We start from the raw sequence: 25,044 nt of genomic DNA, 5'->3' as shown, positions 1-25,044 counted from the left end.
ACCGTCTTGTCGTCAGTAACGACAAGCAGAACGAGATATATTGATGTTCATTCCACCTGTGCGGTTATCAGGCTGGACTTTTTTCCGCAATGTCAAAAAAGGCCTGCCGCAAGGAAAGTGTTATTGAGCCGGGGTGCCCGTTGGCGACCGTATCGCCGTCGATGCTCACCACCGGCATGGCGATTGTCGTTGCGGAGCTGATGAACGCCTCGCGTGCCGCCTTGGCCTCGGCGACGGAAAAGCCGCGCTCCTCGATCTTCAGGCCAAGCTTGGCCGCCACTTCGAACATGGTCGTGCGGGTGATGCCGCGCAAGATGCCGTGCTCGGCCGGCCTGGTGACGAGGACGCCGTCCCTGGTGACGATCCAGGCGTTGGACGAGCCGCCTTCCTTGACGTTGCCTTCACCGTCGACGAACCAGGCTTCCTGGGCGCCAGCTTCTTTAGCCTTCTGCTTGGCCAATACATTGGGCAGCAGCCCGACGGTCTTGATGTCGACGCGGTCCCACCGGTTCTCCGGCACGGTGATGACCGCGATGCCGGTCTCGGCTCGCTTCGCTCCAGCCGCTGGGTCGGCCTTCCTGGCGGTGACCACCAGGGCCGGCTTCGTGTCGGCGGAAGGGAAGGCGAAGTCGCGGCTGGCCACACCGCGCGTCACCTGCACGTAGACCAGGCCATTGGCGACCTGGTTGCGATTGACCACCTCGCGCAGAATGAGTGGCAGCACGTGAGAGGTGACCGGCCAGGCGATCGACAATTCGGTCAGCGAGCGGTTCAGCCGGGACAGATGGCGCGGCATGTCGACGATGAAACCACGCGCCACCTCGCAGACCTCATAGACACCGTCGGCGAACTGATAGCCACGGTCCTCGATATGGACGGCGGCGTCGGCGTGCGTGACATAGCGCCCGTTGACATAGGCAATGCGCGGCATGGGCAACCTCTAGGATATTCTCGGGGCTTTCTTATGCGATTCCACCGCCGCCGTAACCGGCAAATGCTCGGCCCGGGCGCGGCGGCTGGATATGTCGCGCTCAGACGCCCAGCGACTTCAGCTTGCGATGCAGAGCGGAGCGCTCCATGCCGATGAACTCGGCGGTCTTCGAGATGTTGCCGCCGAACCGGTTGATCTGGGCGATCAGGTAATCCTTCTCGAACTGCTCACGCGCTTCGCGCAACGGCAGCGCCATGATGTGCTGGTCGGATTGATTCGGCGTGCGCGGCATGACATCGCCGATCTCGGCCGGCAACAGGTCGGCGGTGATCGGCGCATCGACGTCGTCGCCGCGCGCAAGGATCATCAGGCGCTCGACATTGTTGCGCAGCTGGCGAACGTTGCCCGGCCAGTTGTGCGCCTGCAGCACGGCCAGCGCGTCGTCGCCGATGCGGCGCGGCTTGATGCCGGCCTGGCGGGCGATCTGCTTCATGAAATTATCGACGAGGTAGGGAATATCCTCGCGCCGCTCGGCCAATCCCGGCACGATGACCGGAACCACCGCGAGGCGATGGTAAAGATCCTCGCGAAAACGCCCGTCGGCAATCATCGCTTCGAGGTTCTGCGAGGTCGAGGAGATGATGCGGACATCGACCTTGACCCGCTTGGTTCCCCCTACCCGCTCGAACTGCTGCTCGACCAGCACGCGCAGGATCTTGTTCTGCGTCTCGCGCGGCATGTCGGCCACCTCGTCGATGTAGAGGATACCGCGATGGGCCTCCTCCAGCGCCCCGACCTTGCGCTCGACGCCATTCGATTCGGTGCCGAACAGCTCGATCTCCATGCGCTCGGGCGTGATGTTGGCGGCGCTCAGCGTCACGAAAGGTGCGCTCTTGCGCGCCGACAGCGTGTGGATGGCGCGCGCGGCCAGTTCCTTGCCCGAGCCAGACGGTCCGATGATCATCACGCGGCTGTTGGTCGGCGCGACGCGTTCGATCGTCTGGCGCAACTGGCTCATCGCCGACGACATGCCGATCAGATCGAAGGTTTCGCCGCTGCGCAGCTTGAGGTCGGAAACCTCGCGCCGCAATTTCGAGGTCTCCAGCGCACGCTCGGCAATAAGGATCAGCCTGTCGGCCTTGAACGGCTTTTCGATGAAGTCATAGGCGCCGCGACGGATGGCGGAGACCGCCGTTTCGATGTTGCCGTGGCCGGAAATCATCACCACCGGCAAGGTCGGATGCATGGTCTTGATCTCGTCGAGCAGCGCCAGCCCGTCCAGGCGCGAGCCCTGCAGCCAGATATCGAGGAAAATCAGCCGCGGCGCGCGATCAGCTATAGCAGCGAGCGCGCTGTCGGCATCGAATGCCGTGCGGGTTTCGTGACCTTCGTCGCTCAGTATGCCCGCGACGAGTTCACGGATGTCTTCCTCGTCATCGACGATGAGAATATCAGACGCCATTACCGACCTTTTCAGTTTCTCTTTCGTTTTCCGCCCTGCTTTCGCCGCGCGGAGCCGTTGCGGCCGCAGGCGGCAGGATGATGCTGATCATCGCGCCGCGCCCATCGTGGAAGTCCGCTGGAGCATCGTGTAGTTCCAGCCTGCCGCCATGGTCCTCCACGATCTTCTTGACGATAGCGAGGCCAAGTCCGGTGCCCTTCTCGCGTGTGGTCATGTAGGGCTCGAGCAGCCGTTGGCGATTCTCGCGCGGCAGGCCTTTGCCATTGTCGATGACGTCGATTCGAATCGCACCATTCTGGCGCCCGGCTTGAATCCGGATTATGCCGTGCGAACCGTCCTTCTGTTCCAATCCGTCGATTGCCTCGGCGGCGTTCTTGATCACATTGCCGAAAGCCTGCGCCATCAGGCGGCTGTCGAACGTGCCCTTGAGCGGCTCGGTGCCGAAGATCCGCTCGAAAGTGATGTCGGCGCGGCTGACCTCGACCAGGAACGAGGCCTCACGCAGCGATTCGCGCAGATCTATCGCCTTCATCTCGGGCTTCGGCATGCGCGCGAACGCCGAGAATTCGTCGACCATACGGCCGATATCCTCAACCTGACGGATGATGGTGTCGGTGCATTGGTCGAAAACCTCGCGGTCCTCGGTGATGACCTTGCCGTAACGGCGCTTGATGCGCTCGGCCGAAAGCTGGATCGGCGTCAGCGGGTTCTTGATCTCGTGGGCGATGCGACGCGCCACGTCGGCCCAGGCGGAGGAGCGCTGGGCCTGAACCAGATCGGTGATGTCGTCGACCGTCACGACATAGGATTTTTCCTCCGAGCCGTCGTCGCCGGCCTCTATGGTGATCTGCACGTTGAAGGTCCGCTCGGCGCCGGTGCGGTAGAAGGTCACCTGCTCGCGATAGACGGGCTTGCCGGACTTGCGGCCGATCTCGAAGACGCGGCCGACATGCGGCAGCACGGCGGAGAGGTTCTGGCCGAGGGCGGCGCTGGCGGAAATGGCCAGCATCGCCTCGGCCGAGCGGTTGACGATGGTGACGATGCCGTAGGGGTCGACGCCGATGACGCCTGCGGTGACGCCGGCAAGCACGGCTTCCGAAAAGCGGCGCCTTTCATCGATCAGGTCCTTGGCCGACAGGATCTCGTTGCGCTGTGATTTCAGTTCGAGCAGCATCTTGTTGAACGTATCGCCGAGCGAGGCGACATCGCCGTCCGAAGGCCTGACGGGAACCGCGACGTCGAGATTGCCGGTCGCGACCTCGTCGGCGGCGCCGATGAGCTGGCGAATAGGCCGCACCAGACGGTCGGCGACCGCAATGCCGGTCCAGATCGCGGACAGGATAATGATGAGCGTCAACGACAGATAGGGCAGCGCGAAGGCCACCTGAGAGGTACGGCGGTTATCTTCCAGCCCCCGATATTCGTCGGTGTTGGACCTGACGATCTGCCTTGCCTTGATCACTTCGGGATCGACGAGCCGAATGGTGTAGAGGTAGAGTCCTTCGATCTCCCGCAGCTTGACGATGGCGCCCATGATGTTGCGCGTTTTCGGTTCGATCAGCACCGGCTTGCCGTCGGTAGCGCTGGCCACCGCGCCTTCCGGCGGCTCGGGCATGGCGAAATCCGTATCGGTCTTGGCGCTCATGACGAAAGAGCCGTCCGGCTTGATCAGCGCCGCATGGGCCAGCGAACGGCCCACGGCTTCCTTGTTCATCAGGTCGAGAAAGCCGGTACGATCAAGGCCGTAGAGCGTGCGCGACGCATCGAGATCATAGGCCATGGACAGAGTCGTGCCCTGGAGGTTGCGGGCATTTTCCTGGACATAGGCGTCGGCGATCGAGAGCGATGAATTGACGATCGTCTTGGTGCGGATCTCGAACCAGCGGTCGAGGCCGATGTCGAGCGTGATCGACGCGATGATGGCCACCATGATGGCGGGAATGGCGGCAACCAGGGCGAACATGGCGACAATGCGCACATGCAGCCGCGAAGCGGCCTTGCCATGCCGGCGCGCCATCAGGATGCGGTGCACCTCACGCCCGACCAGCGCGATAAGAAACAGGACGAAAGCCGTGTTGAGGGCAATCAACGCCAGCGTCGTCGACTCGTTCGGTGTGATCGGCGTGGCGCCAACGAGGATGGTGAACGAGATCGCCGCCGTCATCAGCGCGCCGACGACCGCGATCACGCCTGGCAGCGCAAGCAGCCGGCGCCCGTCACGAGCGCCGGGTTCGCTGAAAAGCGGTTGGTTTGTTGTCGGTGCCTGCGGAGCCATGTCGCCGTCTAGAGCCATGATTGCGTCGGATGTATGCAACGCATTGTGGCGATTATGCAACAAGTGTGACCGAGACGGAAATCTTTCGCGAGCCGATCCCCTGAAAAGAGCGCGGGCTCAGATCAAGGCTCAGCCCTGCCGCGATGATTTGTAGACGTTGACGCCGAGCTCGCGAATCTTCTTGCGCAGCGTGTTGCGGTTCAAGCCCAGCAGTTCCGCAGCCTTGATCTGGTTGCCGCGCGTTGCCGTCATCGAGGCCAGGACAAGCGGAAACTCGACCTCGGATAGGATGCGCTGATAGAGCCCGGCAGGAGGCAAGTCGCCGGCAAACGACGCGAAATAGCGCTGCAGGAAATGCTCCACCGCCTGGCCAATCGACAAATCGTCGGGAATGAGGTTACCGCCTCCCGGCACTACGGGGCGCTCGCCGGTCTTCAGCTCGGCCTCGATGATCTCGGCGGAAATCTCGTCCTGCGAATAGAGCGCGGCGAGCCTCCGAACGAGGTTTTCCAGTTCGCGAACATTGCCTGGCCACGGATAGCGCTTCATCAACTCGATGCCGCCGGAAGAAATGCGCTTGGTCTGCAGGCCTTCCATCTCGCCGAGCTTGAAGAAGTGGCGGACGAGGTCCGGCACATCCTCGGAGCGCTCACGCAGCGCCGGCAGCCGGAGCGGCACGACGTTGAGGCGATAGAACAGATCCTCGCGAAAAAGCCCCTGGTTGATCAGCGTGCGCAGATCCTTGTTGGTGGCGGCGACGATGCGCACGTCGGTCTTGATCGGCGTGCGTCCGCCAACCGTCGTATATTCACCCTGTTGGAGCACGCGCAGCAGACGCGTCTGCGCCTCCATCGACATGTCGCCGATCTCGTCGAGGAAAAGCGTGCCGCCTTCAGCCTGTTCGAAGCGCCCGGTCGAGCGGTTCTGTGCGCCGGTGAAGGCACCCTTCTCGTGACCAAACAGTTCCGATTCGATCAGGTCGCGCGGGATCGCCGCCATATTGATGGCGACGAAGGGGCCGCCGCGGCGGCGGCCATATTCATGCAGCGCGCGCGCCACCAGCTCCTTGCCGGTGCCGGATTCGCCCGAGATCATCACCGTCAGGTCGGTCTGCATCATGCGCGCCAGCATGCGGTAGATGTCCTGCATGGCCGCCGAACGGCCGACCAACGGCATCGCGTCTGGCTGTTCTTCAGGCCGCGGATCGATCTTCGGCCGCCGCGGCTCGGAAAGCGCGCGGTTGACGATGTTGAGCAGCTCGGTCAAGTCGAACGGCTTCGGCAGATATTCATAGGCGCCGGTTTCGGACGCGCGGATGGCCGTCATGAAGGTGTTCTGGGCGCTCATGACGATGACCGGCAGCTCCGGCCGCGCCTTCTTGATGCGCGGCAGCATGTCGAAGGCGTTCTCGTCCGGCATGACCACATCGGTGATGACAAGGTCGCCCTCGCCCGCCGCCACCCAGCGCCACAAAGTCGAAGCATTGGAGGTGACGCGCACCTCGTGGCCGGCGCGCGAAAGCGCCTGGTTGAGGACGGTACGGATCGCCGCGTCGTCGTCGGCGACGAGAATATTGCCGCGAACGGTCATTTGCGGTCTCCTTCACCGTCATCATCGGCGCCGTTTGGCGCTTCTTTCCAGGCCGGCATCAGGATGCGGAATGTGGTGCCGCGCGGCGTCGATTCGCATTCGATGATGCCGCCATGCTCGCCGACGATCTTGGCGACCAGCGCAAGACCCAACCCGGAGCCGTTCGGCTTGGTGGTGATGAACGGGTCGAACAGGATCGGCAAGATGTCCTCGGAGACGCCGGAGCCATTGTCGCGCACGCAGAATTCCAGCGGCAGCGACACGCGGTCCTGCGTGCCCGGAACGGAAACACGGATGCCTGGCCGGAAGGCGGTCGACAGCACGATCTCGCCCTGCGGGTCGCTGCCGATCGCCTCGGCGGCGTTCTTGACCAGGTTGAGGAACACCTGGATCAACTGGTCGCGGTTGGCAAACACCGGAGGCAACGAAGGATCATAATCCTCCAATATCTTGATTCTCTTGGCAAAACCGTTCTTGGCAATCGCCTTCACATGGTCGAGAACGACATGGATGTTGACGGGGTAGCGGTCGATCGGCCGCTCGTCGGAAAATACCTCCATGCGATCGACCAGCGACACGATGCGGTCGGTCTCGTCGGTGATCAGCCGCGTCAGCGCGCGGTCTTCGTCGGAAGCCGACAGTTCGAGCAACTGGGCAGCGCCGCGGATGCCTGAGAGCGGGTTCTTGATCTCATGGGCAAGCATCGCCGCCAGACCGGTGACCGAACGTGCCGCGCCCCGATGCGTCATCTGCCGGTCGATCTTGTCGGCCATCGACCGTTCCTGGAACATCACCACCACCGAGCCCGGAAATTCCGGCACCGGCGCGACGTAGAGATCGACGACCTTTTCGATGCCGAGCCGCGGCGACGACACGTCGACCCGATACTCGTTGACCGGGGCCCGGCGCTCGCGCACCTGGTCGACCAGTGTCAGCAGCGGGCTGCCGAAGGGAATGAGTTTTGACAGCGTGTTGCGGGCGAGCATGGTCGCGCTCGAACGAAAGAAGTCTTCCGCGTCGGCGTTGGCGAAGGTGATGAACCCCTCCTCGCTGATCATGATCACCGGGCGGCGGATGGTGTTGAGCACGATTTGGGCGGCATCCGCCATTTCGGCGCCCGGGCCGGCGGCGGCGTTCATGCGGCGCTCCGCAGGTTCAAGGGTTGCGGATCGCGCGAAAACACATCGCGCAGCAAGGCAATGACGCGCGCGGGCTCGAATGCGGTCAGTATGGCCTTTCGGCTGTCGTCGGCGACGCCGTCGGCATGCCGATCAAGATACCAGCCAAGATGCTTGCGCGCCTGGCGCAGGCCGCTTTCGGCGCCGTAGAGCGCCAGCATGTCCTCATAGTGGGCCACGATGTAGTCGGCGAGCGCCGTCGAGTCCCGTGGCATGTTTGGCGTCGCCTCGCCGGTCGCCGCGGCCGCAATGCCGCCTGCGATCCAGGGCGCGCCATAATGGGCACGGCCGATCATCACGGCGTCGGCACCCGATTGATCGAGAATGTCGGCCGCTTCCGCCGGCGAAGAGACGTCACCATTGGCGACGACCGGGATGGACACGGCTTCCTTGACGCGGGCGATGGCGCGCCAGTCGGCCTTGCCCTGGTAGAACTGGCAGCGCGTGCGGCCGTGCACGGTAACCATCCTGACGCCGGCCTGCTCGGCGCGGCGCGCCAGCATTGGGGCGTTGAGCGCGCCTTCGTCCCAGCCAAGCCGCATCTTGACCGTCACTGGCACCTCGACCGCGCCGACAACGGCGTCGATCAGCGACAGTGCGTGGTCGAGATCCAGCATCAATGCCGAACCCGCATAACCGCCGGTAACCTTCTTGGCCGGGCAGCCCATGTTGATGTCGATAATGTCGGCCCCCTCACCGGCTGCGATTCTGGCACCTTCGGCCATGTGCATCGCCTCACGGCCTGCAAGCTGAACCATATGGACGGGCAGGCCGGAGTGGCGTATGCGCAGGTTGAAACCGGCCCTGCCCTTGGCGAGCTCTCCGCTGGCAACCATTTCGGACACGACCAGGCCTGCTCCATGCGCGTGGGCACGCTGCCGGAACGGCTCGTCCGTAATCCCCGACATCGGTGCGAGGAACACGCGATTGCGGATTCTCACACCACCGACATCGAGCGGCCCTGCCAATTTGGTCAAGTCAGGCAATTTGGTCAAGTTAACCATGCACAAAAACCAAGCATCTTCATTCGTTGCACATTCTCTAGCCAGAACCGGCGCAATGTGCAACGCGGAATGACGCCACATTTAGGCGCAATTGGGAAAATGCTGGCCTTCGGCTTTGGCCGCGACCAAAGCGCCGCGCGTCCCTCAGGACGCGCAAAGGACGCTTTGGAATTTCATACTTAGCGCACGATCTTTCCGAAAACCGATTACACTTTTCGGGATCGTGCGCTAGGACCAAACGGGCATGACTGACGCAAGTGAAAATCACGTTTCGGATGCGGATGGCAAGGTCGCGGTGGTGATCGTTGCGGCCGGCCGTGGCGCGCGCGCCGGACAGGCCAACGGACCGAAGCAATATCAACACATTGGCGGCTTTGCCGTCATTGCACACACGCTGGACATTTTTCTGGCCCACCCGCGGACCAGCGAGATCGTCGTCGCCATTCATGCCGATGACCACGAGCTGTTCCGGCAGGCGGCGGGCGCCAATGTAGAGCGCGTCACCGCCATCATGGGCGGGGCGACGAGGCAGGAATCCGTCCGGCTCGGCCTGCTTGCCCTTAGAGGCCACGCGCCGGCGCAGGTTCTGATCCACGACGCCGTCCGCCCGTTTGTCGATGCGGACCTGATAGATCGCACCATCGCCGCCATCGGCGAGCGCGAGGGCGCGTTGCCCGCTTTGCCCGTCGCCGACACGCTGAAGCGCGAATCGGCCTCCGGCGTGGTTGGCGAAACCGTTTCGCGCAGCGGTCTTCACGCGGCGCAAACGCCACAGGGCTTTCCGTTCTGGCCCATTCTTGCCGCGCACGAGAAAGCCCATCATCTGGGAAGAATGGATTTTACCGACGATGCCGCGATCGCCGAATGGGCGAATATTCCGGTCAAGATCGTTCCGGGCTCGCCGGACAATGTCAAACTCACCTGGGCACGGGATATTGCGATGGCGGACCAGCGGCTTTCCGGCGAACGCGTGCGCTTTCCCGATATCCGTACCGGCAATGGCTACGACGTCCACGCCTTCGAACCGGGAGACCATGTCACTTTGTGTGGCGTCGCCATTGCGCACGACAAGAAGCTGTCCGGCCATTCCGACGCCGATGTCGGTCTGCACGCCTTGACCGATGCGCTGCTGGCGACTTGCGGCGCAGGCGACATCGGCACGCATTTTCCGCCATCCGACCCGCAGTGGAAAGGCGCTGCGTCGCGCATATTCGTCGAGCATGCGGCAAGGCTGGTGCGCGCGCGCGGCGGCCGCATCGCCAATGCCGACATCACGCTGATCTGCGAAGCGCCGCGCGTCGGCCCGCATCGCGAGGCCATGACCGCAGCCCTTTCGAAGATGCTGGCAATTTCCGCGGACCGCATCTCGATCAAGGCGACAACCAACGAAAAGCTCGGCTTTGTCGGGCGCGAGGAAGGCATTGCGGCGATCGCCACCGCCAGCGTGGTGTTTCCCGGCGAGGTGCCGGAATGACCCACAACGAGCTGGCAAATGCCCTGCTGCAAGCCTGTCAGAGACGTGGCATCATGCTGGCAACGGCGGAAAGCTGCACCGGCGGCATGATCATCGCCGCGTTGACCGACATCGCCGGCTCGTCCACCGTGGTCGATCGCGGCTTCATCACCTATTCCAACGAAGCCAAGATGGACATGCTCGGTGTTTCCGCCGTCACGCTCGAGGCGCATGGCGCGGTTTCGCGCGAGACTGCGATTGAAATGGCGGCAGGCGCGCTTGCCCGTTCGCGCGCCGGGCTGACCCTGGCGGTCACCGGCATTGCCGGGCCTGGCGGCGGTTCGGCGGGAAAACCGGTCGGCCTGGTCTGGTTCGGGGTTGCGCTGGACGGCCGACCGATTGTCGCCGAGCACCAGCTCTTTGCAGACAAAGGCCGCGATTTCATTCGTCGCGAAACGGTCCGGCAAGCGCTGGAACTGGGCCTACAAGCACTCGGATAGGGTATAAAAACGTTGGGCGGGCGGGCCCGAAAGCTGGATTGCGGTTACGTTTTCGATTCCGGGCTGCTTTGCCCTAAGCGTGGCTCCGTCCCAGCCAGCAGCCGCTGAATGTTGGCACGATGGCGCGCAATCACGTAGATGCTGCCCGCAATCACCAGCAACCGATAGGCCAACGGTTGCTCCAGGCCACAGATGAGGGCGATCGCGGTCAACGCCGCTACCATCGAACTCAGGGAAACTATCCGAGACGTAGCCAGCACAGCACCAAAAGCCGCCGCAGCCCCCACACCTACCGGCCAAGACAGAGCCAGCAACACGCCAAGCCCCGTCGCAGCGGATTTGCCACCTGTAAAATTCAGCCAGATCGAACGGCCATGTCCCAACAACACGGCAATTCCGGCCAGGCAAACAGCCCAAGGCACCCAGGTTTGCAGGTCAAGCGGGGTCGATGGCGTAACCAACGGCAACGTGATGAACCAGGGATAGAACCAGCGGGCAAAAACGATCGCCGCCGCGCCTTTCAGCACATCCAGCAGCAACACCACCAACGCAGGCCATTTTCCCAAGACCCGCAAGACGTTCGTTGCCCCGGTGGATTTGGAGCCATGCTCCCGGATATCGATGCCCTTGAGCAGCTTCCCCGCCAGATAACCCGTGGGCATGGTACCGAAGAGATAGGCGATTGCCAGTCCAACGGTGCTCGCTATCCAGAAAAGCATGCGCAGGGCCTCAAGACGGTTTTGCACCGTAGATGACGTCGGCGCGCTTCTCAAAGGCTTCGGCGAACATGCGGAAGGCGCGATCGAACATGGTTCCCATGACCGCGCCCAGAATACGGCTCTTGAACTCGTAGTCGATGAAGAAGCGGACGGCGCAACCGGCGCCGTCGGGTTCGAAACGCCAGACATTGCTCAAATATTTGAACGGCCCGTCGATGTATTTCACGTCGATGGCGTTCTCGGCGGGCTTCAGCAGCACCTGCGTCGTGAAGGTTTCGCGGATGGCCTTGTAGCCGATGCTCATGTCGGCAAGCAGAACAGTGCGCCCGTCACGCTCCTTGCGCGAGCGAACCGTCAGCGCTTCGCAAAGCGGCAGGAATTGCGGATAGGATTCAACATCGGCGACCAAAGCGAACATCTGCTCGGGTGTATGGGATACGCGTCGGGTGGCTTCGAATTTTGGCATGGAACCAGCGAGTTAAGCTGATTTCTTGAGAATCGCTTCCCGTGCCGCGCGCAGCTTGGCAAAATCGTCGCCGGCGTGATGCGATGAACGCGTCAGCGGGCTAGATGCCACCAGCAGGAAACCCTTGGTCCGGCCGATCGTCTCAAAGGATTTGAACTCCTCCGGCGTGACGAAGCGGATCACCGGGTGGTGCTTCTTCGACGGCTGCAGGTACTGGCCGATGGTCATGAAATCGACATTGGCGGACCGCAGATCGTCCATCAGCTGCAGGATTTCATTCCGTTCCTCGCCCAGCCCCACCATGATGCCGGACTTGGTGAAGATTGACGGATCAAGCTCCTTGACCCGCTGCAACAGCCGGATCGAATGGAAATAGCGGGCGCCCGGACGAACCGTCAGATAGTTCGACGGTACGGTTTCGAGATTGTGGTTGAAGACGTCGGGCTTGGCGGCCACGACGATCTCCAGCGCGCCGTCCTTGCGCAGGAAGTCGGGCGTCAGGATTTCGATCGTCGTCGAAGGCGTCGCGGCCCGGATGGCACGAATGACTTCAGCGAAATGCTGCGCACCGCCATCGGAGAGATCGTCACGGTCCACCGAGGTGATGACCACATGGGTAAGGCCCATCTGCTTGACCGCATGCGCGACGCGGGCCGGTTCATCCGGGTCAAGCGCTGTTGGAACGCCCGTGGCGACGTTGCAGAAGGCGCAGGCGCGGGTGCAGATCTCGCCCATGATCATGAAGGTGGCGTGCTTCTTTTCCCAGCATTCGCCGATGTTAGGGCAGCCGGCCTCTTCGCAGACCGTCACCAGCTTGTGCGATTTGACGATTTCGCGCGTTTCGGCATAGCCCTTCGACACCGGCGCCTTGACGCGGATCCAGTCGGGCTTGCGCAGCACGTCCTGATCAGGCTTGTGCGCCTTTTCCGGATGCCGCAAGCGCGGGGCGTTGGCGATCGTATCGAGGACAGTGACCATCGGGAAACCTGGTTCATTCGCGACGCCAGTCAGGCGTTCGCTGTCATAACGTCATCTAAGACTTTTCAACGCAAAGAAAAAGGCCGCCACGGCGCATGCCGCAACAGCCTTTTTCGCATAGCAACTCTTCAGTGATGCTAACGGCGCACCAGACACCCGGCCCAGATCAGCAGGCAGGCACCGATAAAGCCGGTGATCAGATAGGCAATCCAGCCGACGCCGAACGGGCCAAAATTGAGAGCCTGCAGAATGGCGTTCAGCACGACCGCGCCGACGATGCCCATGACGATGTTCATGAAGATGCCGGTGTTGCTCTTCATGAACATTTCGGCGAACCAGCCTGCCAGGCCGCCGATGATGATGGCTGCTATCCAGCCGACGCCATTCAGGTGCATATGCCTTCTCCTTGTGGGATACGTGAAAACGCATTCGCAAACGAAGTACCTTGCCGCCGGGTTCCATCTGTAGCAGCGCTTTCAATCTATCAGGCGTTGAGCGCGCGGCCATAGGCGTCGAGCACGCTTTCCTTCATCATCTCCGACAGCGTCGGGTGCGGGAAGATGGTGTGCATCAGCTCTTCCTCGGTCGTCTCCAGGTTCATCGCCACGACAAAACCCTGGATCAGTTCGGTCACTTCGGCACCGACCATGTGGGCGCCGAGCAATTGACCGGTCTTCTTGTCGAAGATGGTCTTGATGAAACCCTGATCCTCGCCGAGCGCAATGGCCTTGCCATTGGCGGCGAACTGGAAGCGCCCGACCCGGATGTCCTTGCCCTCGGCCTTGGCCTTGGCTTCCGTCAGGCCTACCGAGGCGACCTGCGGATTGCAGTAGGTGCAGCCCGGAATCTTCAGCTTGTCGGTGGCATGCACGCCAGGAAAATCTGCGATCTTCTCGATGCACACGACCCCCTCATGTTCGGCCTTGTGGGCGAGCATCGGCGGGCCGGCGACATCGCCGATGGCGTAGATGCCCGGCACGTTGGTCTTGCCGTAACCATCGATGACGACGCAGCCACGCTCCGTCTTCACGCCAAGCGCCTCGAGCCCGAGGCCCTCGATGTTGCCCTGGACGCCGACGGCCGAGATCATCCGATCGGCGGTGATCTTCTCGACCTTGCCGTCCTTCATCTCGACATGCGCGGTGACCGAGTTGGCACCCTTCTCGACCTTGGTCACCTTGGCTTCGAGGATGATCTTCATGCCTTGCTTCTCGAACTGCTTCTGCGCGAATTTCGAGACTTCGGCATCCTCGACCGGCATCACCGCAGGCAGCAGCTCGACCACCGTCACTTCGGCGCCCATGGTGCGGTAGAAGGAGGCGAATTCGATGCCGATGGCGCCCGACCCCATGACTAGCAGCGACTTCGGCATCTCCTTCGGCACCATGGCTTCAAAATAAGTCCAGATCAGCTTGCCGTCCGGCTCGATGCCGGGCAGCGCGCGCGGCCGGGCGCCGGTCGCCAGGATGATGTGCTTGGCGGTGTACGTGCCTTCGCCCTTGACGCCTTTCGGCACCGGCGGCTGCGGCTCCATCGGCTTCTTGGCCGTCTTGGACACGACGATCTCACCCGGCTTCGAAAGCTTGGCCTCGCCCCAGATGACGTCGACCTTGTTCTTCTTCATGAGGAAGGCAACGCCGCCATTGAGCCGCAGCGACACCTTGCGCGAGCGATCGACGACGGCTGACGCATCGACGCTGACCTTGCCGTCGAGCTTCAGCCCGTAATCCTTCAGGTGATCCGAATAGTGCATGATCTCGGCCGAGCGCAGCAGCGCCTTGGTCGGGATGCAGCCCCAGTTGAGGCAGATGCCGCCGAGATGCTCGCGCTCGACGATCGCCGTCTTGAAGCCGAGTTGCGCGGAACGCACCGCGGTGACATAGCCGCCAGGGCCGGAGCCGATGATGATGACGTCGTAGTTCTCAGCCACGGTTTTTCTCCTTCACAATTCCAGCATGACGCGCACGACGGGTGCCAGCGCCTTGCCGATGTTTCGCGTGTTCTCGGCGTCGAGGTGGACGCCATCAAGCGGTGTGGTTTGCGCCACGCTGCCGGCGTCAAAGAAGCCGCAGCCAACCTCATCGGCAAGGGCGGCGTAGAGCGGCGCCAGCCGGGTGGAGGCGTCGTCGCCGCCGGCAAACATCTCCTTGAATTCGGCATTGTCTGTACGGCTGACCACAGGCGGCGAAACGATCAGGATCTGTGGCGCCGGCCAGTCGAACGGATAGTCGTGACCGCGCACGATGTCGATCAACCGCTGGATGCCCTGCTTGGCCGCGACGGGATTGCCGTGGATCCACGGCTTCATGTCGTTGGCGCCGAGCATGATGACAATCAGGTCAATCGGCGCATGGGTCGTCAGGACGGTTGGTAGCAGTTTTGCACCGTTGCGGTCCGCACCGGCCAGATGATCGTCGAAGGCCGTGGTGCGGCCGTTGAGGCCATCGGCAATCACTTGCACGCTGCCGCCTAACGCTGCCTGCAGCACGCTCGGCCAGCGGTCTTCCAGCGCATGGCGGCCACCTTCGGCATTGTAGCCCCAGGTCAGCGAGTCGCCGTAGCAAAGAACCGTCTTCATGCGCCCACCTGTGCGTTAATCGAGCTGCGCCTCAACCGCCAGCGCACGAACAGCCAGTGAACCAGCACAGTGGCCAGGTTCGGCAAAACCAGGCCGGCGACGATCGGCAGGTCACCTCCCCACTGGCGCTTATCGACCGGCTGAGAGAACGTCCAACCGATCAGGCCGAGCCCGATCAGCACGAACAGGACAATTGCGCAGAGGCCCAGCCAGTTGATGATCGACGGTGCGTTCGAAAAAAGCTGCGCGATGAAAAACACGATCGTCGCGACAATGGTGACAAGCACCGACGTCATGAACACCAGAATGTATTCTTCCTGCGCATGGGTTGCGACCGCCAGCTGTTGAGCAACCAAGCCGCCTGCCAATCCTGACAGGAAAAACGCCATAAGGGAGGTGAAGAAGATCCGCACCGCCCTCTCCGTCCTAAACCAGCATGCCCATCGGGTTCTCGATCAGGCGCTTGAAGGCGACCAGCAGTTCGGCACCCAGCGCGCCGTCGACGGCGCGATGATCGGTCGACAGCGTCACCGACATCACGGTGGCGATTTTGATCTCGCCATTCTTGACCACCGCCCGCTCCTCACCCGCACCGACGGCAAGGATCGTCGCATGCGGCGGGTTGATGACGGCGGCAAAGTCCTTGATGCCGAACATGCCGAGGTTGGACACCGCCGTGGTGCCGCCCTGATACTCTTCCGGCTTCAGCTTGCGGCTGCGCGCGCGGCTGGCCAGATCCTTCATCTCGTTGGAGATGGTGGACAGCGTCTTCTCATCGGCCTTGCGGATAATCGGCGTGATCAGGCCGCCCGGGATCGACACCGCGACGCCGACATCGGCATGCTTGTGCTTGACCATGGCGCTTTCGGTCCATGAGGCATTGGCATCCGGCACTGCCTTCAGCGCCATAGCCATCGCCTTGATGACCATGTCGTTGACCGACAGCTTGTAAGCCGGCGCCTCGCCCTTGTCGGTCTTCTTCACCGGCGCTGCGGCGTTGATCTGCGTGCGCAGCGCCAGCAGCGCATCGAGCTCGCAGTCGAGCGTCAGGTAGAAATGCGGGATGGTGGTCTTGGCCTCGACCAGGCGCCGCGCGATGGTCTTGCGCATATTGTCATGCGGGACGAGGTCGTAGGAACCCTGTTCGAACAGTTTCAGCACCTGTTCGTCCGACATTGCCTTCACCGCAGGCGCAGGAGCGCCAGCAGGAGCCTTGGCGGCAGGCGCCGCCTGGGCGCCTCCACCGGCAATCGCCGCATCGACATCCGCCTTGACCACGCGGCCATGCGGACCGGTGCCCGACACGGCAGACACATCGACGCCGGCCTCCTTCGCAATGCGGCGTGCGAGCGGCGAGGCGAAGGTGCGGCCTTCCGGCGACTGGCCGATCTCCCCCCTTGAGGGGGAGATGCCAAGTGGCGGCAAAGAGGGCAGGGCAGAGGGGGGCGTGACAGAATGCGACGCCGGCGGGACAGCGCCCCCCTCTGTCGACTTCGTCGACATCTCCCCCACAGGTGGGGAGATTGGCGCCTTGTCCTGCTTGGCCTCCGCTTTCGCCGTCACAGCACCACCATCGCTTTTCGCGGCAGCACCGGCATCCTCGCCCTCTCCGGCGAGCACGGCGATCAGCGCATTGACTTTGACGCCCTCGGTGCCGGCGGGAACGACGAGCTTTGCAACCGTGCCCTCATCGACAGCCTCGACTTCCATCGTCGCCTTGTCGGTCTCGATCTCGGCAATGACATCGCCCGGCGAAACCTTGTCGCCTTCCTTGACGAGCCACTTGGACAGATTGCCCTCTTCCATCGTGGGCGACAGGGCCGGCATGGTGATGTTGATTGGCATTTTGTCCTCCCGCCCGATTCAGCGATACGTGACGGCTTTGACCGCCTCGATGACTTCGCCGACATTCGGCAACGCCAGCTTCTCGAGGTTGGCCGCATAAGGCATCGGCACATCCTTGCCGGCGATGGTGATGACCGGCGCGTCCAGAAAGTCGAAGGCGCGCTGCGACACCTGGTTGGCGATATGGTCGCCGACGGAGCTCTGCGGATATCCCTCTTCGACAACGATCAGCCGGTTGGTCTTCTTGACCGAGGCGATAATGGTGTCGAGATCGAGCGGGCGGATGGTCCTGAGATCGATGATCTCGACGTCGATGCCAAGGCCACGCAGTTCCGCTTCAGCCTTGACCGCATAGGTCATGCCGATGCCGAAGGAGACGATGGTGACATCCTTGCCTGATTTATGGATGCGCGCCTTGCCGATCGGCAACACGAAATCGTCCAGCTTCGGCACGTCGAAGGACTGACCGTAAAGGATTTCATTCTCGAGGAAGATGATCGGGTTGGGATCGCGGATTGCAGCCTTCAGCAAGCCCTTGGCGTCGGCGGCGGTGTAGGGCATCACGACCTTGAGGCCCGGAATGTGGCTGTACCAGGCAGCATAGCACTGCGAGTGCTGGGCAGCGACGCGTGCGGCGGCACCGTTCGGTCCACGGAACACGATCGGCGCGCCCATCTGGCCGCCGGACATATAGAGCGTCTTGGCGGCCGAGTTGATGATCTGGTCGATCGCCTGCATGGCGAAGTTGAAGGTCATGAACTCGACGATCGGCTTCAGGCCGGCCATCGCCGCACCCACGCCAACGCCGGCAAAGCCATGCTCGGTGATCGGCGTGTCGACGACGCGCCGCGGCCCGAATTCCTGCAGCAGGCCTTGCGTGATCTTGTAGGCGCCCTGGTATTCGGCAACCTCCTCGCCCATGACGAAGACATCGCCGTCGCGGCGCATTTCCTCGGCCATCGCATCACGCAGCGCTTCGCGCACCGTGGTGGAGACCATCTCCGTGCCGGCCGGAATGTCCGGATCGGCGGCGATCTCCGTCTTCGGGGCGGCAGCCACCGGTGCGGCGGCCGGCTTTGCGGCCTCCGCCTTGTCCTCTGCTGCGGCCGGAGCCTCTGCCTTTGCAGGTGCTTCCGCCTTGGCGGGCGCCGCAGACTTGCCGATATCCCCGGCACTTTCGCCGTCCTGCAGCAGCACGGCGATCGGTGTGTTGACCTTGACGCCTTCGGTACCGGCGGCGATCAGGATCTTGCCCAGCGTGCCTTCGTCAACAGCTTCGACTTCCATCGTCGCCTTGTCGGTCTCGATCTCGGCGATAACGTCGCCGGCGACGACCTTGTCGCCCTCGTTCTTCAACCACTTGGAAAGATTGCCCTCTTCCATGGTCGGCGAGAGAGCGGGCATGAGAATTTCGATCGGCATGTCCTTGCCCTCCCGTTACAATACGATATCGGTCCAGAGCTCGGACGGATCCGGCTCCGCGTCGTTCTGGGCAAATTCGGCGGCGTCGGCGACGATGTCGCGGACCTCCTTGTCGATGGTCTTGAGCTCGTCCTCGGTCGCCCACTTCTTTTCCATCAGCCGTGCCTTGACCTGCTCGATCGGGTCATGGTCCGAGCGCATCTTCTGCACTTCTTCCTTGGAGCGGTATTTTGCCGGATCGGACATCGAGTGACCGCGGTAGCGGTAGGTCTGCATTTCGAGAATGATCGGCCCGTTGCCGGCGCGGCACCATTCGGTCGCCTGGTCGCCGGCAGCCTTGACAGCGCGCACATCCATGCCGTCGACCTGGATACCGGGGATCTTGAACGAAGCGCCACGATGCGAAAAGTTGGTTTCCGCCGAAGAGCGCGACACCGAGGTACCCATCGCATAGCGGTTGTTCTCGATGATGTAGATCACCGGCAGCTTCCACAGCGAGGCCATGTTGAAGCTTTCATAGACCTGGCCCTGGTTGGCCGCGCCGTCGCCGAAATAGGTCAGCGAGACATTGTTGTTGTCGCGGTAGCGGTTGGCAAAGGCGAGACCAGTACCAAGAGACACCTGCGCACCGACGATGCCGTGGCCGCCGTAAAAGTGCTTTTCCTTGGAGAACATGTGCATGGAGCCGCCCTTGCCCCGGGACAAGCCGCCGCGACGGCCGGTCAGCTCGGCCATGACGCCGCGCGGCGACAGTTCCATCGCCAGCATGTGGCCGTGGTCGCGATATGCGGTGATCATCTGGTCACCGTCGATCAATGCCATCTTCATGCCGGTGACGACCGCTTCCTGGCCGATATAGAGATGGCAGAAGCCGCCGATGAAACCCATGCCGTAAAGCTGGCCGGCCTTTTCTTCGAAACGACGGATGAGCAGCATGTGCCGGTAAGCGGCAAGCTCTTCGTCCTTGGTGAACTCGGCGGGTTTGGGGGCCGAAAGCCCCGATTTGCCGTCGGATTTGGATTTGGCAGGCGCTTTTCTGGCGGCGGTGGCCATGCATCACTCCCTGTGGCGTCTCTTTGTGGACATTAGAGCAGGATGAAATCTGCTCTGGGGAGATCAGCTCCTCCCCACCGATTTTAGGGAGGCTAACACGCGTCAAAGCGTTGCGCCATGCCGAATTTGCATAGCTGGCATGCGCCTAAGCAATTAAAATCGTTGAAAATATTGGCGATTAACTGGAAATCAGTTATTTCACCGAGGTCGGCAACATAATGGTGATTTCATCGGCTTGGGACAGATTGAGCGCCTTGCGTGCCTGCTCATCGAGCATGTCCTTCTCGAGCGTGCCTTCATGCATCAGCCGAACGCGGCGCTCGAGTTCCATGCGGCGCGCCTTGATCGCATCGAGCTGGCCTTGCAGCGCAACCGTCTGGGCTTCCAGCTGATATTTCGAATAGATGCCGAATTCGCCATGATAGGCGTGAAAGCCGAAATAGGCCAGGAACGCCACGCAAAGCGAGGGAATGATCAGCCGGCCGGTGTTTCTCTGCTTGTGCTGACGCGTCCACATCGCCCGATTCCTCTAGAGCGTGATGCCGAAAAGTGTGAAGCGGTTTTCGGACGACATGCTCTATCTCTTTGATTTAGAGTCGGATTCAGATTTCAGGTCGAACAGACCTGAAATCATCCGGCTCTAGCCCGCGAACTCAGGCGGCTCACGATCTTTTTCGCCCGATTGTGCTTAACGGACGGTTACGGGAGACCTGTTTGGCGGCACCGAAACGAAAAAGGGCGGGAATGCTCCCGCCCTTTTGTCCGGTATCGATGAGCCGGTGTTCCGGATCAGCCCTTGATCACCGACTTGCCGGCATAGCTTGCCTGCTTGCCGAGTTCTTCCTCGATGCGGATCAGCTGGTTGTACTTGGCCATGCGGTCGGAGCGCGACAGCGAGCCGGTCTTGATCTGTCCGCAATTGGTGGCAACCGCGAGATCGGCGATGGTCGAATCCTCGGTTTCGCCCGAGCGGTGCGACATGACGGCGGTGTAGCCGGCCTTGTGCGCGGTCTCGACGGCGTCGAGCGTTTCCGTCAACGAGCCGATCTGGTTGACCTTGACCAGGATCGAATTGGCAACGCCCATGCGGATGCCGTCGCGTAGCCGCGCCGTGTTGGTGACGAACAAATCGTCGCCGACCAGCTGCGTCTTCTTGCCGATCAGGTCGGTCAGGTACTTCCAGCCTTCCCAATCGTCCTCGGCCAAGCCGTCCTCGATCGAGATGATCGGATAGTCGGCGGCAAGCTTGGCCAGGTATTTGGCCTGGGCCTTGGGATCGCGCGTCTTCTTCTCGCCCTCATAGACGTAGTTGCCGTCCTTGAAGAACTCGGTCGCGGCGCAATCGAGGCCGAGCGCGATCTCGTCGCCCGGCTTGAAGCCGGCCTGCTCGATCGATTCCATGATGAAATCGAGCGCCACCGGGGCGCTTTTCAGGTTCGGGGCAAAGCCGCCCTCGTCGCCGACATTGGTGTTGTGGCCGGCATCCTTCAGCTTCTTGCGCAGCGTATGGAAGATTTCCGAACCCCAGCGTACACCTTCGCGCAGCGTCGGCGCGCCGATCGGCAGGATCATGAATTCCTGGAAATCGATCGGGTTGTCGGCATGCGCGCCGCCATTGATGATGTTCATCATCGGTACCGGCAGGAGATGCGCCTTGGTGCCACCGACATAACGGTACAGCGGCAGGCCGGCGGCGTCAGCGGCCGCCTTGGCCACCGCCAGCGACACACCGAGAATGGCGTTGGCGCCAAGCCGGCTCTTGTTGGGCGTGCCGTCAAGCTCGATCATGGTCTGGTCGATATGGATCTGGTTTTCGGCTTCCATGCCGCCGATCGCCTCGAACAGTTCGCCGTTCACCGCTTCGACGGCCCTGAGCACACCCTTGCCGAGATAGCGGGCACCGCCGTCGCGCAGTTCGACGGCCTCGTGGGCGCCGGTCGAAGCACCCGATGGCACCGCCGCGCGGCCCATTGAGCCATCTTCGAGAATGACATCGACCTCGACGGTCGGATTTCCACGGCTGTCCAGGATTTCACGCCCGACAATGTCGATGATGGCGGTCATTTGCGATGTCCTCGATTGATCTGAAGAATGCCGCACGTCTTAGCCAAAGTGCTGCAAAAGGCAATCGGCCCGCTGGCAATTATTGCCGCGGCATCAGCCTCCGAACGATTCACGAAGCGCAAATCGCTGTCATGATAAGTCATGTACGGCAGGCCGGCTTGTGGCTATGGTGCGGGGGCGCGGGGCGAAACAGGAGGAGTTTCGCCATGTCCCAGTTGAGTGGTATCGTGAGTCTGTTCCTGATCGCGGCGGCATTCCTGACGTCGTGCGACAATCAGCAGTCGCCGCCGAAGGCGATGGCCCCCTTATACGTCAGCTAATACCCAACAACCCAACGCGCCCCCGCCTGGGGGGGGGGCCGCTTTGTGGTTGCTGTTAATGCCAGTAAGGCGTGACCTTGTAATAATTGTAGGATTCGTCGCGGGCCGCCTCGCCATCCGCCCCGGTCAATTCGTTGATCGAATAGGCAGGTGCCGCCCTGAGTTGTTCCTTGGAAAACGGCACGACATACCCGCCTTTGTCCTCATCGTAGTCGAGGCTTGCCCACGGAATGGCGTGATATTTCTCGCCGATACCGAGGAAGCCGCCAAAACCGATGACCGCGAACATGATGCCGTTCGTCATCTTGTCAAGCATCACATCCTCGATGCTGCCGATGCTCGTGCCTTCGGTATTGTAGACCGATGTGCCGATGACCCGCGAAGCGGCGATGGCTTGGGTGTGACCTGTCTGGGTTGCCATGATTGTGCTCCTCATTGTGGTTTCGAACCATACTTGGACAATGAGGGGCGCGGGCGAAGGTTCCCGACTTTTTCGGCGTCGACCGTTCACTCCGCGAGGATGAAGGTAACCTTCATATTGACGCGATAAGCAACAATCTTGCCGTCTTCGACGACGATCTTCTGGTCCTGGATCCAGGCGCCCTCGACGTTCTTCAGGGTTTTGGATGCGCGCGCAATTCCCTGTTCGATGGCGTCCTGAAAGCTCTTGTTCGACGAGGATGTGATTTCGGTGACGCGGGCGACGGACATGGCTTCCTCCTGCAAAACGCTCATTGCCAGCCAAGCGTATAGCCGGCTCGTGCCTTCCACAAGCGCCGGCAGTCGGCGGAGTATGCGTCCGCCCTTAGAGGCCCTTGGCGATGCGGTCGAATGCCATCAGCCGCTCGAGCAGGGCCGGCATGTCCTTCAACGGGAGCATGTTCGGGCCGTCGGAAGAGGTCGAGTTGTCGGGATCCTGATGGGTCTCGATGAACACGCCGGCAACGCCGACAGCGACTGCCGCGCGGGCCAGCGTCTCGACAAAGCGGCGCTCGCCGCCCGAGGAGCCCCCCTGCCCGCCCGGCTGCTGCACCGAATGGGTAGCGTCGAAGATCACCGGAGCGCCGATCTCGGCCATGATGGGAAGAGCGCGCATGTCGGACACCAGCGTGTTGTAGCCGAAGGACGCGCCGCGCTCGGTGGTCAGCACATTGGCATTGCCGGATCCGGTGATCTTGGCGACGACGTTCTTCATGTCCCAGGGGGCGAGGAACTGCCCCTTCTTCACATTGATCACCTTGCCGGTCCTGGCGGCGGCGACCAGCATGTCCGTCTGGCGCGACAGGAAAGCCGGAATCTGCAGGACATCGACATGCGGCGCGACGATCGCGCACTGCTCCTCGGTATGGACATCGGTCAGCACGGGGAGCGAAAATTCCTTGCGCAACTCGTCGAAGACGGGAAGGGCTGCGTCCATACCGGCACCGCGCGTCGCCGACAGCGAGGTGCGGTTGGCCTTGTCGTAGCTGGTCTTGTAGACGAGCCCTATGCCGAGCCTGCCGGTCAGTTCCTTCAGCGCGCCGGCCATATCGAAGGCGTGCTGGCGTGACTCAAACTGACAAGGGCCGGCGATCAGCGACAGAGCCGCCTTGTTGTCGAAGACGACATTGCCGACGGTTACCGACGAATTGGGCGCCATCGAATTGGACGCTTGCGGCTTGCTCATGGGATCTCCCGGAAGATGAAGGCCGCGCCCTGTCCGGGTGCAGGCCGCACGACGATATCATTGCCCGCTATATCGTGTTGGACGGAATTGGCTGCAAGCAGCCTCGATGTCACATCGGCGTTCCGAACCGAAAAGACCACCGCTGCGAAGCGTAGATCTGTCGGCGCGCCGGCAGGCAGGCCGAAGCGCGCGGTGAAAGCCGCGCCGTCAAGCACGCTCAAATCTGCATTCGGCAAGGGAAACATGCCGCCCTGCCTGTCGGCGGCCGGATCGTCCACCGCCACGGAAATCAGCCCATGCTGCTTTCCGGGCGCATCGCTGATCGCCAAGATCTCGACAATTCCGGTCGCGCCGTTGGCGTGGGCCTGCAAAGCCGTACGGTCAACATCAGGCGCGTTGACGCGCTCGCAGGCAAACAGGAAGGCGTCCGTGGCTTCGGCTCCGGCCGCGAAGGCGAGCTTGAATGATGCGATGTCGCTTTTGCCGGCAGGGTCGGTGAAGGCGCGCGAAAAGCCCAGCATGTCTCCCGCCGAGATGCCGGCATCGACATAGCGTGCATGGTCGGCATCGGCATTGCCCGTGCTTAGAACAATGGCGGAAAATCCCTCGTCGCCGTTGCTGTCGCGATAGGCGCGATCACGCGTGACGAAGACATTGCCGTCTGCGATAGCCTTTGTCGCCACCTGTTCGTCGCCGACCGCGAGCGGTTCGAGATACGTGCCGTCGGCCAGGAAAACACAGCAGTTTTCCGTTCCGAAGGGATGGATGCCGGTCGGGGCCACGACGAAGCCAAGCGCGGTGAGCCGGGCTCGCGCAACCTCAAGGCTCTGCGTCGGCAGCACCAGGTGATCGAGCGGATGAGTGCCTGCGGCTGCGGTTTGGGTCATGCAGGCGCGATGTGCATCATTCCGCAAATCGGTTCAAGACTTGATCGCAATCCCGGCCAGTTCGCCCAAGTCAGTTCACCGGACTTCGAAAAAGGCACCACCTGGACAAGGCATCAGCTTCCGGCAACGACATCGGCGGAATAGCGCAGTTCCCGCATCGGTTTGACCTTGCTGGTGGTCTGCGCATAGAGCGGGTGCGCCTTGTAGGCGGCCAGCGCGGCGTCGTCGGCGAACTCCGCATAGACGACCACGTCGACCTCATCGGACAGTGGATCGACCTTGGTGTTCAAGGTGACCTCGAAAAGGCTGGAATGAGGAATGTCGCCGAGCGCCAGCAAGCCGGTGCGCACAGCCTCGACATCCTCTTTTCGCCGCGCGCTGAAGAAAACGATATGCCGGATCAACCCCGCCTCCTCGATCAAAGTGCTGGGGTCTTTTGTGACGGCAGGACGTTGGCGTCAATCGACAAGGATGTCGCGGCTGCAGCCGCCGGAGCTAAACCTTGCCGGTAGCATATCGCACAATGCGGCTAAGTTCTCTCACCGTGGTGTCGAGATACCGGCCCTGATTGTACATGCCATCCCAGATCAGGAAAAACGCGATGGCGGCAATGACGATTACATAACGCATGGCTAAATCTATCGCACAAGGAA

Annotated in this window: 26 protein-coding genes; 2 read left to right on the top strand and 24 right to left on the bottom strand. The window is 62.1% G+C overall.

Annotation, left to right across the window (positions count from 1 at the left end; all coding sequences use genetic code 11):
* Nucleotides 1-67 precede the first annotated feature (67 nt).
* From NKK51_RS07390 to dusB, 6 genes are all read right to left on the bottom strand, one after another.
* Nucleotides 68-931, bottom strand: a complete 864-nt coding sequence (locus NKK51_RS07390) for a D-amino-acid transaminase (RefSeq protein ID WP_352552040.1) — start codon at nucleotides 929-931, stop codon at nucleotides 68-70.
* A 100-nt stretch (nucleotides 932-1,031) separates the two neighbouring features.
* Entirely contained in the window at nucleotides 1,032-2,393 is a 1,362-nt protein-coding gene (gene ntrX, locus NKK51_RS07385) for a nitrogen assimilation response regulator NtrX (RefSeq protein WP_023812026.1), read from the bottom strand.
* The gene (locus NKK51_RS07380) at nucleotides 2,383-4,668 is read right to left on the bottom strand and encodes a sensor histidine kinase NtrY-like (RefSeq protein WP_352552038.1); all 2,286 of its coding nucleotides are present in this window, start codon (nucleotides 4,666-4,668) and stop codon (nucleotides 2,383-2,385) included. Before NKK51_RS07380 ends, ntrX begins: the two co-directional genes overlap by 11 nt.
* Nucleotides 4,669-4,797: 129 nt before the next feature.
* Complete coding sequence (ntrC, locus tag NKK51_RS07375; RefSeq protein ID WP_352552036.1) at nucleotides 4,798-6,258, bottom strand: nitrogen regulation protein NR(I); 1,461 nt, start codon at nucleotides 6,256-6,258, stop codon at nucleotides 4,798-4,800.
* The gene (locus NKK51_RS07370) at nucleotides 6,255-7,397 is read right to left on the bottom strand and encodes a two-component system sensor histidine kinase NtrB (protein ID WP_352552035.1); all 1,143 of its coding nucleotides are present in this window, start codon (nucleotides 7,395-7,397) and stop codon (nucleotides 6,255-6,257) included. The genes ntrC and NKK51_RS07370 overlap by 4 nt, the downstream gene beginning before the upstream one ends.
* Nucleotides 7,394-8,422 carry a tRNA dihydrouridine synthase DusB gene (gene dusB / locus NKK51_RS07365; protein WP_352552267.1) on the bottom strand — a complete coding sequence of 343 codons (1,029 nt, stop codon included), beginning with the start codon at nucleotides 8,420-8,422 and terminating at the stop codon, nucleotides 7,394-7,396. The genes NKK51_RS07370 and dusB overlap by 4 nt, the downstream gene beginning before the upstream one ends.
* 262 nt (nucleotides 8,423-8,684) lie before the next feature.
* Between dusB and NKK51_RS07360 the strand changes: the two genes are divergently transcribed.
* Together NKK51_RS07360 and NKK51_RS07355 are read left to right on the top strand one after the other, a co-directional pair.
* Nucleotides 8,685-9,914 carry a bifunctional 2-C-methyl-D-erythritol 4-phosphate cytidylyltransferase/2-C-methyl-D-erythritol 2,4-cyclodiphosphate synthase gene (locus tag NKK51_RS07360; protein ID WP_352552033.1) on the top strand — a complete coding sequence of 410 codons (1,230 nt, stop codon included), beginning with the start codon at nucleotides 8,685-8,687 and terminating at the stop codon, nucleotides 9,912-9,914.
* Nucleotides 9,911-10,393 (top strand): CinA family protein, encoded by a 483-nt coding sequence (locus tag NKK51_RS07355; RefSeq protein ID WP_352552031.1) that lies wholly within the window; start codon nucleotides 9,911-9,913, stop codon nucleotides 10,391-10,393. Before NKK51_RS07360 ends, NKK51_RS07355 begins: the two co-directional genes overlap by 4 nt.
* Nucleotides 10,394-10,437: 44 nt before the next feature.
* Here the strand turns inward: NKK51_RS07355 and plsY are convergent, their stop codons facing one another.
* The 18 genes from plsY to NKK51_RS07265 all read right to left on the bottom strand — a co-directional run bounded on the left by plsY (nucleotide 10,438) and on the right by NKK51_RS07265 (nucleotide 25,021).
* Nucleotides 10,438-11,112 carry a glycerol-3-phosphate 1-O-acyltransferase PlsY gene (gene plsY / locus NKK51_RS07350; RefSeq protein ID WP_352552030.1) on the bottom strand — a complete coding sequence of 225 codons (675 nt, stop codon included), beginning with the start codon at nucleotides 11,110-11,112 and terminating at the stop codon, nucleotides 10,438-10,440.
* A gap of 10 nt (nucleotides 11,113-11,122) precedes the next feature.
* The gene (locus NKK51_RS07345; protein ID WP_127294439.1) at nucleotides 11,123-11,578 is read right to left on the bottom strand and encodes a type II toxin-antitoxin system RatA family toxin; all 456 of its coding nucleotides are present in this window, start codon (nucleotides 11,576-11,578) and stop codon (nucleotides 11,123-11,125) included.
* A gap of 12 nt (nucleotides 11,579-11,590) precedes the next feature.
* Entirely contained in the window at nucleotides 11,591-12,556 is a 966-nt protein-coding gene (gene lipA, locus NKK51_RS07340) for a lipoyl synthase (RefSeq protein ID WP_352552028.1), read from the bottom strand.
* 137 nt (nucleotides 12,557-12,693) lie between these two features.
* On the bottom strand, nucleotides 12,694-12,951 hold the full coding sequence (locus tag NKK51_RS07335; protein WP_352552026.1) for a GlsB/YeaQ/YmgE family stress response membrane protein: 258 nt from the start codon (nucleotides 12,949-12,951) through the stop codon (nucleotides 12,694-12,696).
* A gap of 89 nt (nucleotides 12,952-13,040) precedes the next feature.
* Nucleotides 13,041-14,486: a dihydrolipoyl dehydrogenase gene (gene lpdA / locus NKK51_RS07330; protein WP_352441534.1), complete on the bottom strand. Its 1,446-nt coding sequence runs from the start codon at nucleotides 14,484-14,486 to the stop codon at nucleotides 13,041-13,043.
* A gap of 12 nt (nucleotides 14,487-14,498) precedes the next feature.
* Nucleotides 14,499-15,134, bottom strand: a complete 636-nt coding sequence (locus tag NKK51_RS07325) for an SGNH/GDSL hydrolase family protein (RefSeq protein ID WP_352552024.1) — start codon at nucleotides 15,132-15,134, stop codon at nucleotides 14,499-14,501.
* On the bottom strand, nucleotides 15,131-15,547 hold the full coding sequence (locus NKK51_RS07320; protein WP_352552022.1) for a hypothetical protein: 417 nt from the start codon (nucleotides 15,545-15,547) through the stop codon (nucleotides 15,131-15,133). Before NKK51_RS07320 ends, NKK51_RS07325 begins: the two co-directional genes overlap by 4 nt.
* Before the next feature lie 13 nt (nucleotides 15,548-15,560).
* On the bottom strand, nucleotides 15,561-16,979 hold the full coding sequence (locus NKK51_RS07315; protein ID WP_352552020.1) for a pyruvate dehydrogenase complex dihydrolipoamide acetyltransferase: 1,419 nt from the start codon (nucleotides 16,977-16,979) through the stop codon (nucleotides 15,561-15,563).
* A gap of 18 nt (nucleotides 16,980-16,997) precedes the next feature.
* Complete coding sequence (locus NKK51_RS07310) at nucleotides 16,998-18,401, bottom strand: pyruvate dehydrogenase complex E1 component subunit beta (protein ID WP_352552018.1); 1,404 nt, start codon at nucleotides 18,399-18,401, stop codon at nucleotides 16,998-17,000.
* 15 nt (nucleotides 18,402-18,416) lie between these two features.
* Nucleotides 18,417-19,454, bottom strand: coding sequence for a pyruvate dehydrogenase (acetyl-transferring) E1 component subunit alpha (pdhA, locus tag NKK51_RS07305; protein ID WP_127272717.1), 1,038 nt, complete (start codon nucleotides 19,452-19,454; stop codon nucleotides 18,417-18,419).
* A 193-nt stretch (nucleotides 19,455-19,647) separates the two neighbouring features.
* On the bottom strand, nucleotides 19,648-19,971 hold the full coding sequence (locus NKK51_RS07300) for an FtsB family cell division protein (RefSeq protein ID WP_352552016.1): 324 nt from the start codon (nucleotides 19,969-19,971) through the stop codon (nucleotides 19,648-19,650).
* Nucleotides 19,972-20,243: 272 nt separating this feature from the next.
* On the bottom strand, nucleotides 20,244-21,518 hold the full coding sequence (gene eno / locus NKK51_RS07295) for a phosphopyruvate hydratase (protein ID WP_023812044.1): 1,275 nt from the start codon (nucleotides 21,516-21,518) through the stop codon (nucleotides 20,244-20,246).
* A 375-nt stretch (nucleotides 21,519-21,893) separates the two neighbouring features.
* Entirely contained in the window at nucleotides 21,894-22,259 is a 366-nt protein-coding gene (locus tag NKK51_RS07290; RefSeq protein WP_127294419.1) for a PRC-barrel domain-containing protein, read from the bottom strand.
* Between the two features lie 86 nt (nucleotides 22,260-22,345).
* Nucleotides 22,346-22,549 (bottom strand): dodecin family protein, encoded by a 204-nt coding sequence (locus NKK51_RS07285; RefSeq protein ID WP_352552015.1) that lies wholly within the window; start codon nucleotides 22,547-22,549, stop codon nucleotides 22,346-22,348.
* Between the two features lie 94 nt (nucleotides 22,550-22,643).
* Nucleotides 22,644-23,504: a 3-deoxy-8-phosphooctulonate synthase gene (gene kdsA, locus NKK51_RS07280; RefSeq protein WP_031213495.1), complete on the bottom strand. Its 861-nt coding sequence runs from the start codon at nucleotides 23,502-23,504 to the stop codon at nucleotides 22,644-22,646.
* Entirely contained in the window at nucleotides 23,501-24,391 is an 891-nt protein-coding gene (locus tag NKK51_RS07275; protein ID WP_352552014.1) for a VOC family protein, read from the bottom strand. Before NKK51_RS07275 ends, kdsA begins: the two co-directional genes overlap by 4 nt.
* 113 nt (nucleotides 24,392-24,504) lie before the next feature.
* Nucleotides 24,505-24,795: a Dabb family protein gene (locus NKK51_RS07270; RefSeq protein ID WP_023812050.1), complete on the bottom strand. Its 291-nt coding sequence runs from the start codon at nucleotides 24,793-24,795 to the stop codon at nucleotides 24,505-24,507.
* Between the two features lie 91 nt (nucleotides 24,796-24,886).
* Nucleotides 24,887-25,021: a hypothetical protein gene (locus NKK51_RS07265; protein WP_023812051.1), complete on the bottom strand. Its 135-nt coding sequence runs from the start codon at nucleotides 25,019-25,021 to the stop codon at nucleotides 24,887-24,889.
* Between the last annotated feature and the right edge of the window lie 23 nt (nucleotides 25,022-25,044).

This window comes from Mesorhizobium sp. M0011, assembly GCF_040324155.1.
GTDB lineage: Bacteria > Pseudomonadota > Alphaproteobacteria > Rhizobiales > Rhizobiaceae > Mesorhizobium.
Note: the sequence above shows the minus strand (reverse complement) of the source record. Positions and strands in the feature narration are given on the sequence as shown.

Excerpts from the sequence above, each read along its gene's own strand:
- NKK51_RS07390 (WP_352552040.1), bottom strand. The coding sequence starts at position 931 with ATGCCGCGCATTGCCTATGTCAACGGGCGCTATGTCACGCACGCCGAC.
- ntrX (WP_023812026.1), bottom strand. The coding sequence starts at position 2,393 with ATGGCGTCTGATATTCTCATCGTCGATGACGAGGAAGACATCCGTGAA.
- NKK51_RS07380 (WP_352552038.1), bottom strand. The coding sequence starts at position 4,668 with ATGGCTCCGCAGGCACCGACAACAAACCAACCGCTTTTCAGCGAACCC.
- ntrC (WP_352552036.1), bottom strand. The coding sequence starts at position 6,258 with ATGACCGTTCGCGGCAATATTCTCGTCGCCGACGACGACGCGGCGATC.
- NKK51_RS07370 (WP_352552035.1), bottom strand. The coding sequence starts at position 7,397 with ATGAACGCCGCCGCCGGCCCGGGCGCCGAAATGGCGGATGCCGCCCAA.
- NKK51_RS07360 (WP_352552033.1), top strand. The coding sequence starts at position 8,685 with ATGACTGACGCAAGTGAAAATCACGTTTCGGATGCGGATGGCAAGGTC.
- NKK51_RS07355 (WP_352552031.1), top strand. The coding sequence starts at position 9,911 with ATGACCCACAACGAGCTGGCAAATGCCCTGCTGCAAGCCTGTCAGAGA.
- plsY (WP_352552030.1), bottom strand. The coding sequence starts at position 11,112 with ATGCTTTTCTGGATAGCGAGCACCGTTGGACTGGCAATCGCCTATCTC.
- NKK51_RS07345 (WP_127294439.1), bottom strand. The coding sequence starts at position 11,578 with ATGCCAAAATTCGAAGCCACCCGACGCGTATCCCATACACCCGAGCAG.
- lipA (WP_352552028.1), bottom strand. The coding sequence starts at position 12,556 with ATGGTCACTGTCCTCGATACGATCGCCAACGCCCCGCGCTTGCGGCAT.
- NKK51_RS07335 (WP_352552026.1), bottom strand. The coding sequence starts at position 12,951 with ATGCACCTGAATGGCGTCGGCTGGATAGCAGCCATCATCATCGGCGGC.
- NKK51_RS07325 (WP_352552024.1), bottom strand. The coding sequence starts at position 15,134 with ATGAAGACGGTTCTTTGCTACGGCGACTCGCTGACCTGGGGCTACAAT.
- NKK51_RS07315 (WP_352552020.1), bottom strand. The coding sequence starts at position 16,979 with ATGCCAATCAACATCACCATGCCGGCCCTGTCGCCCACGATGGAAGAG.
- NKK51_RS07310 (WP_352552018.1), bottom strand. The coding sequence starts at position 18,401 with ATGCCGATCGAAATTCTCATGCCCGCTCTCTCGCCGACCATGGAAGAG.
- pdhA (WP_127272717.1), bottom strand. The coding sequence starts at position 19,454 with ATGGCCACCGCCGCCAGAAAAGCGCCTGCCAAATCCAAATCCGACGGC.
- NKK51_RS07300 (WP_352552016.1), bottom strand. The coding sequence starts at position 19,971 with ATGTGGACGCGTCAGCACAAGCAGAGAAACACCGGCCGGCTGATCATT.
- eno (WP_023812044.1), bottom strand. The coding sequence starts at position 21,518 with ATGACCGCCATCATCGACATTGTCGGGCGTGAAATCCTGGACAGCCGT.
- NKK51_RS07290 (WP_127294419.1), bottom strand. The coding sequence starts at position 22,259 with ATGGCAACCCAGACAGGTCACACCCAAGCCATCGCCGCTTCGCGGGTC.
- NKK51_RS07285 (WP_352552015.1), bottom strand. The coding sequence starts at position 22,549 with ATGTCCGTCGCCCGCGTCACCGAAATCACATCCTCGTCGAACAAGAGC.
- kdsA (WP_031213495.1), bottom strand. The coding sequence starts at position 23,504 with ATGAGCAAGCCGCAAGCGTCCAATTCGATGGCGCCCAATTCGTCGGTA.
- NKK51_RS07275 (WP_352552014.1), bottom strand. The coding sequence starts at position 24,391 with ATGACCCAAACCGCAGCCGCAGGCACTCATCCGCTCGATCACCTGGTG.
- NKK51_RS07265 (WP_023812051.1), bottom strand. The coding sequence starts at position 25,021 with ATGCGTTATGTAATCGTCATTGCCGCCATCGCGTTTTTCCTGATCTGG.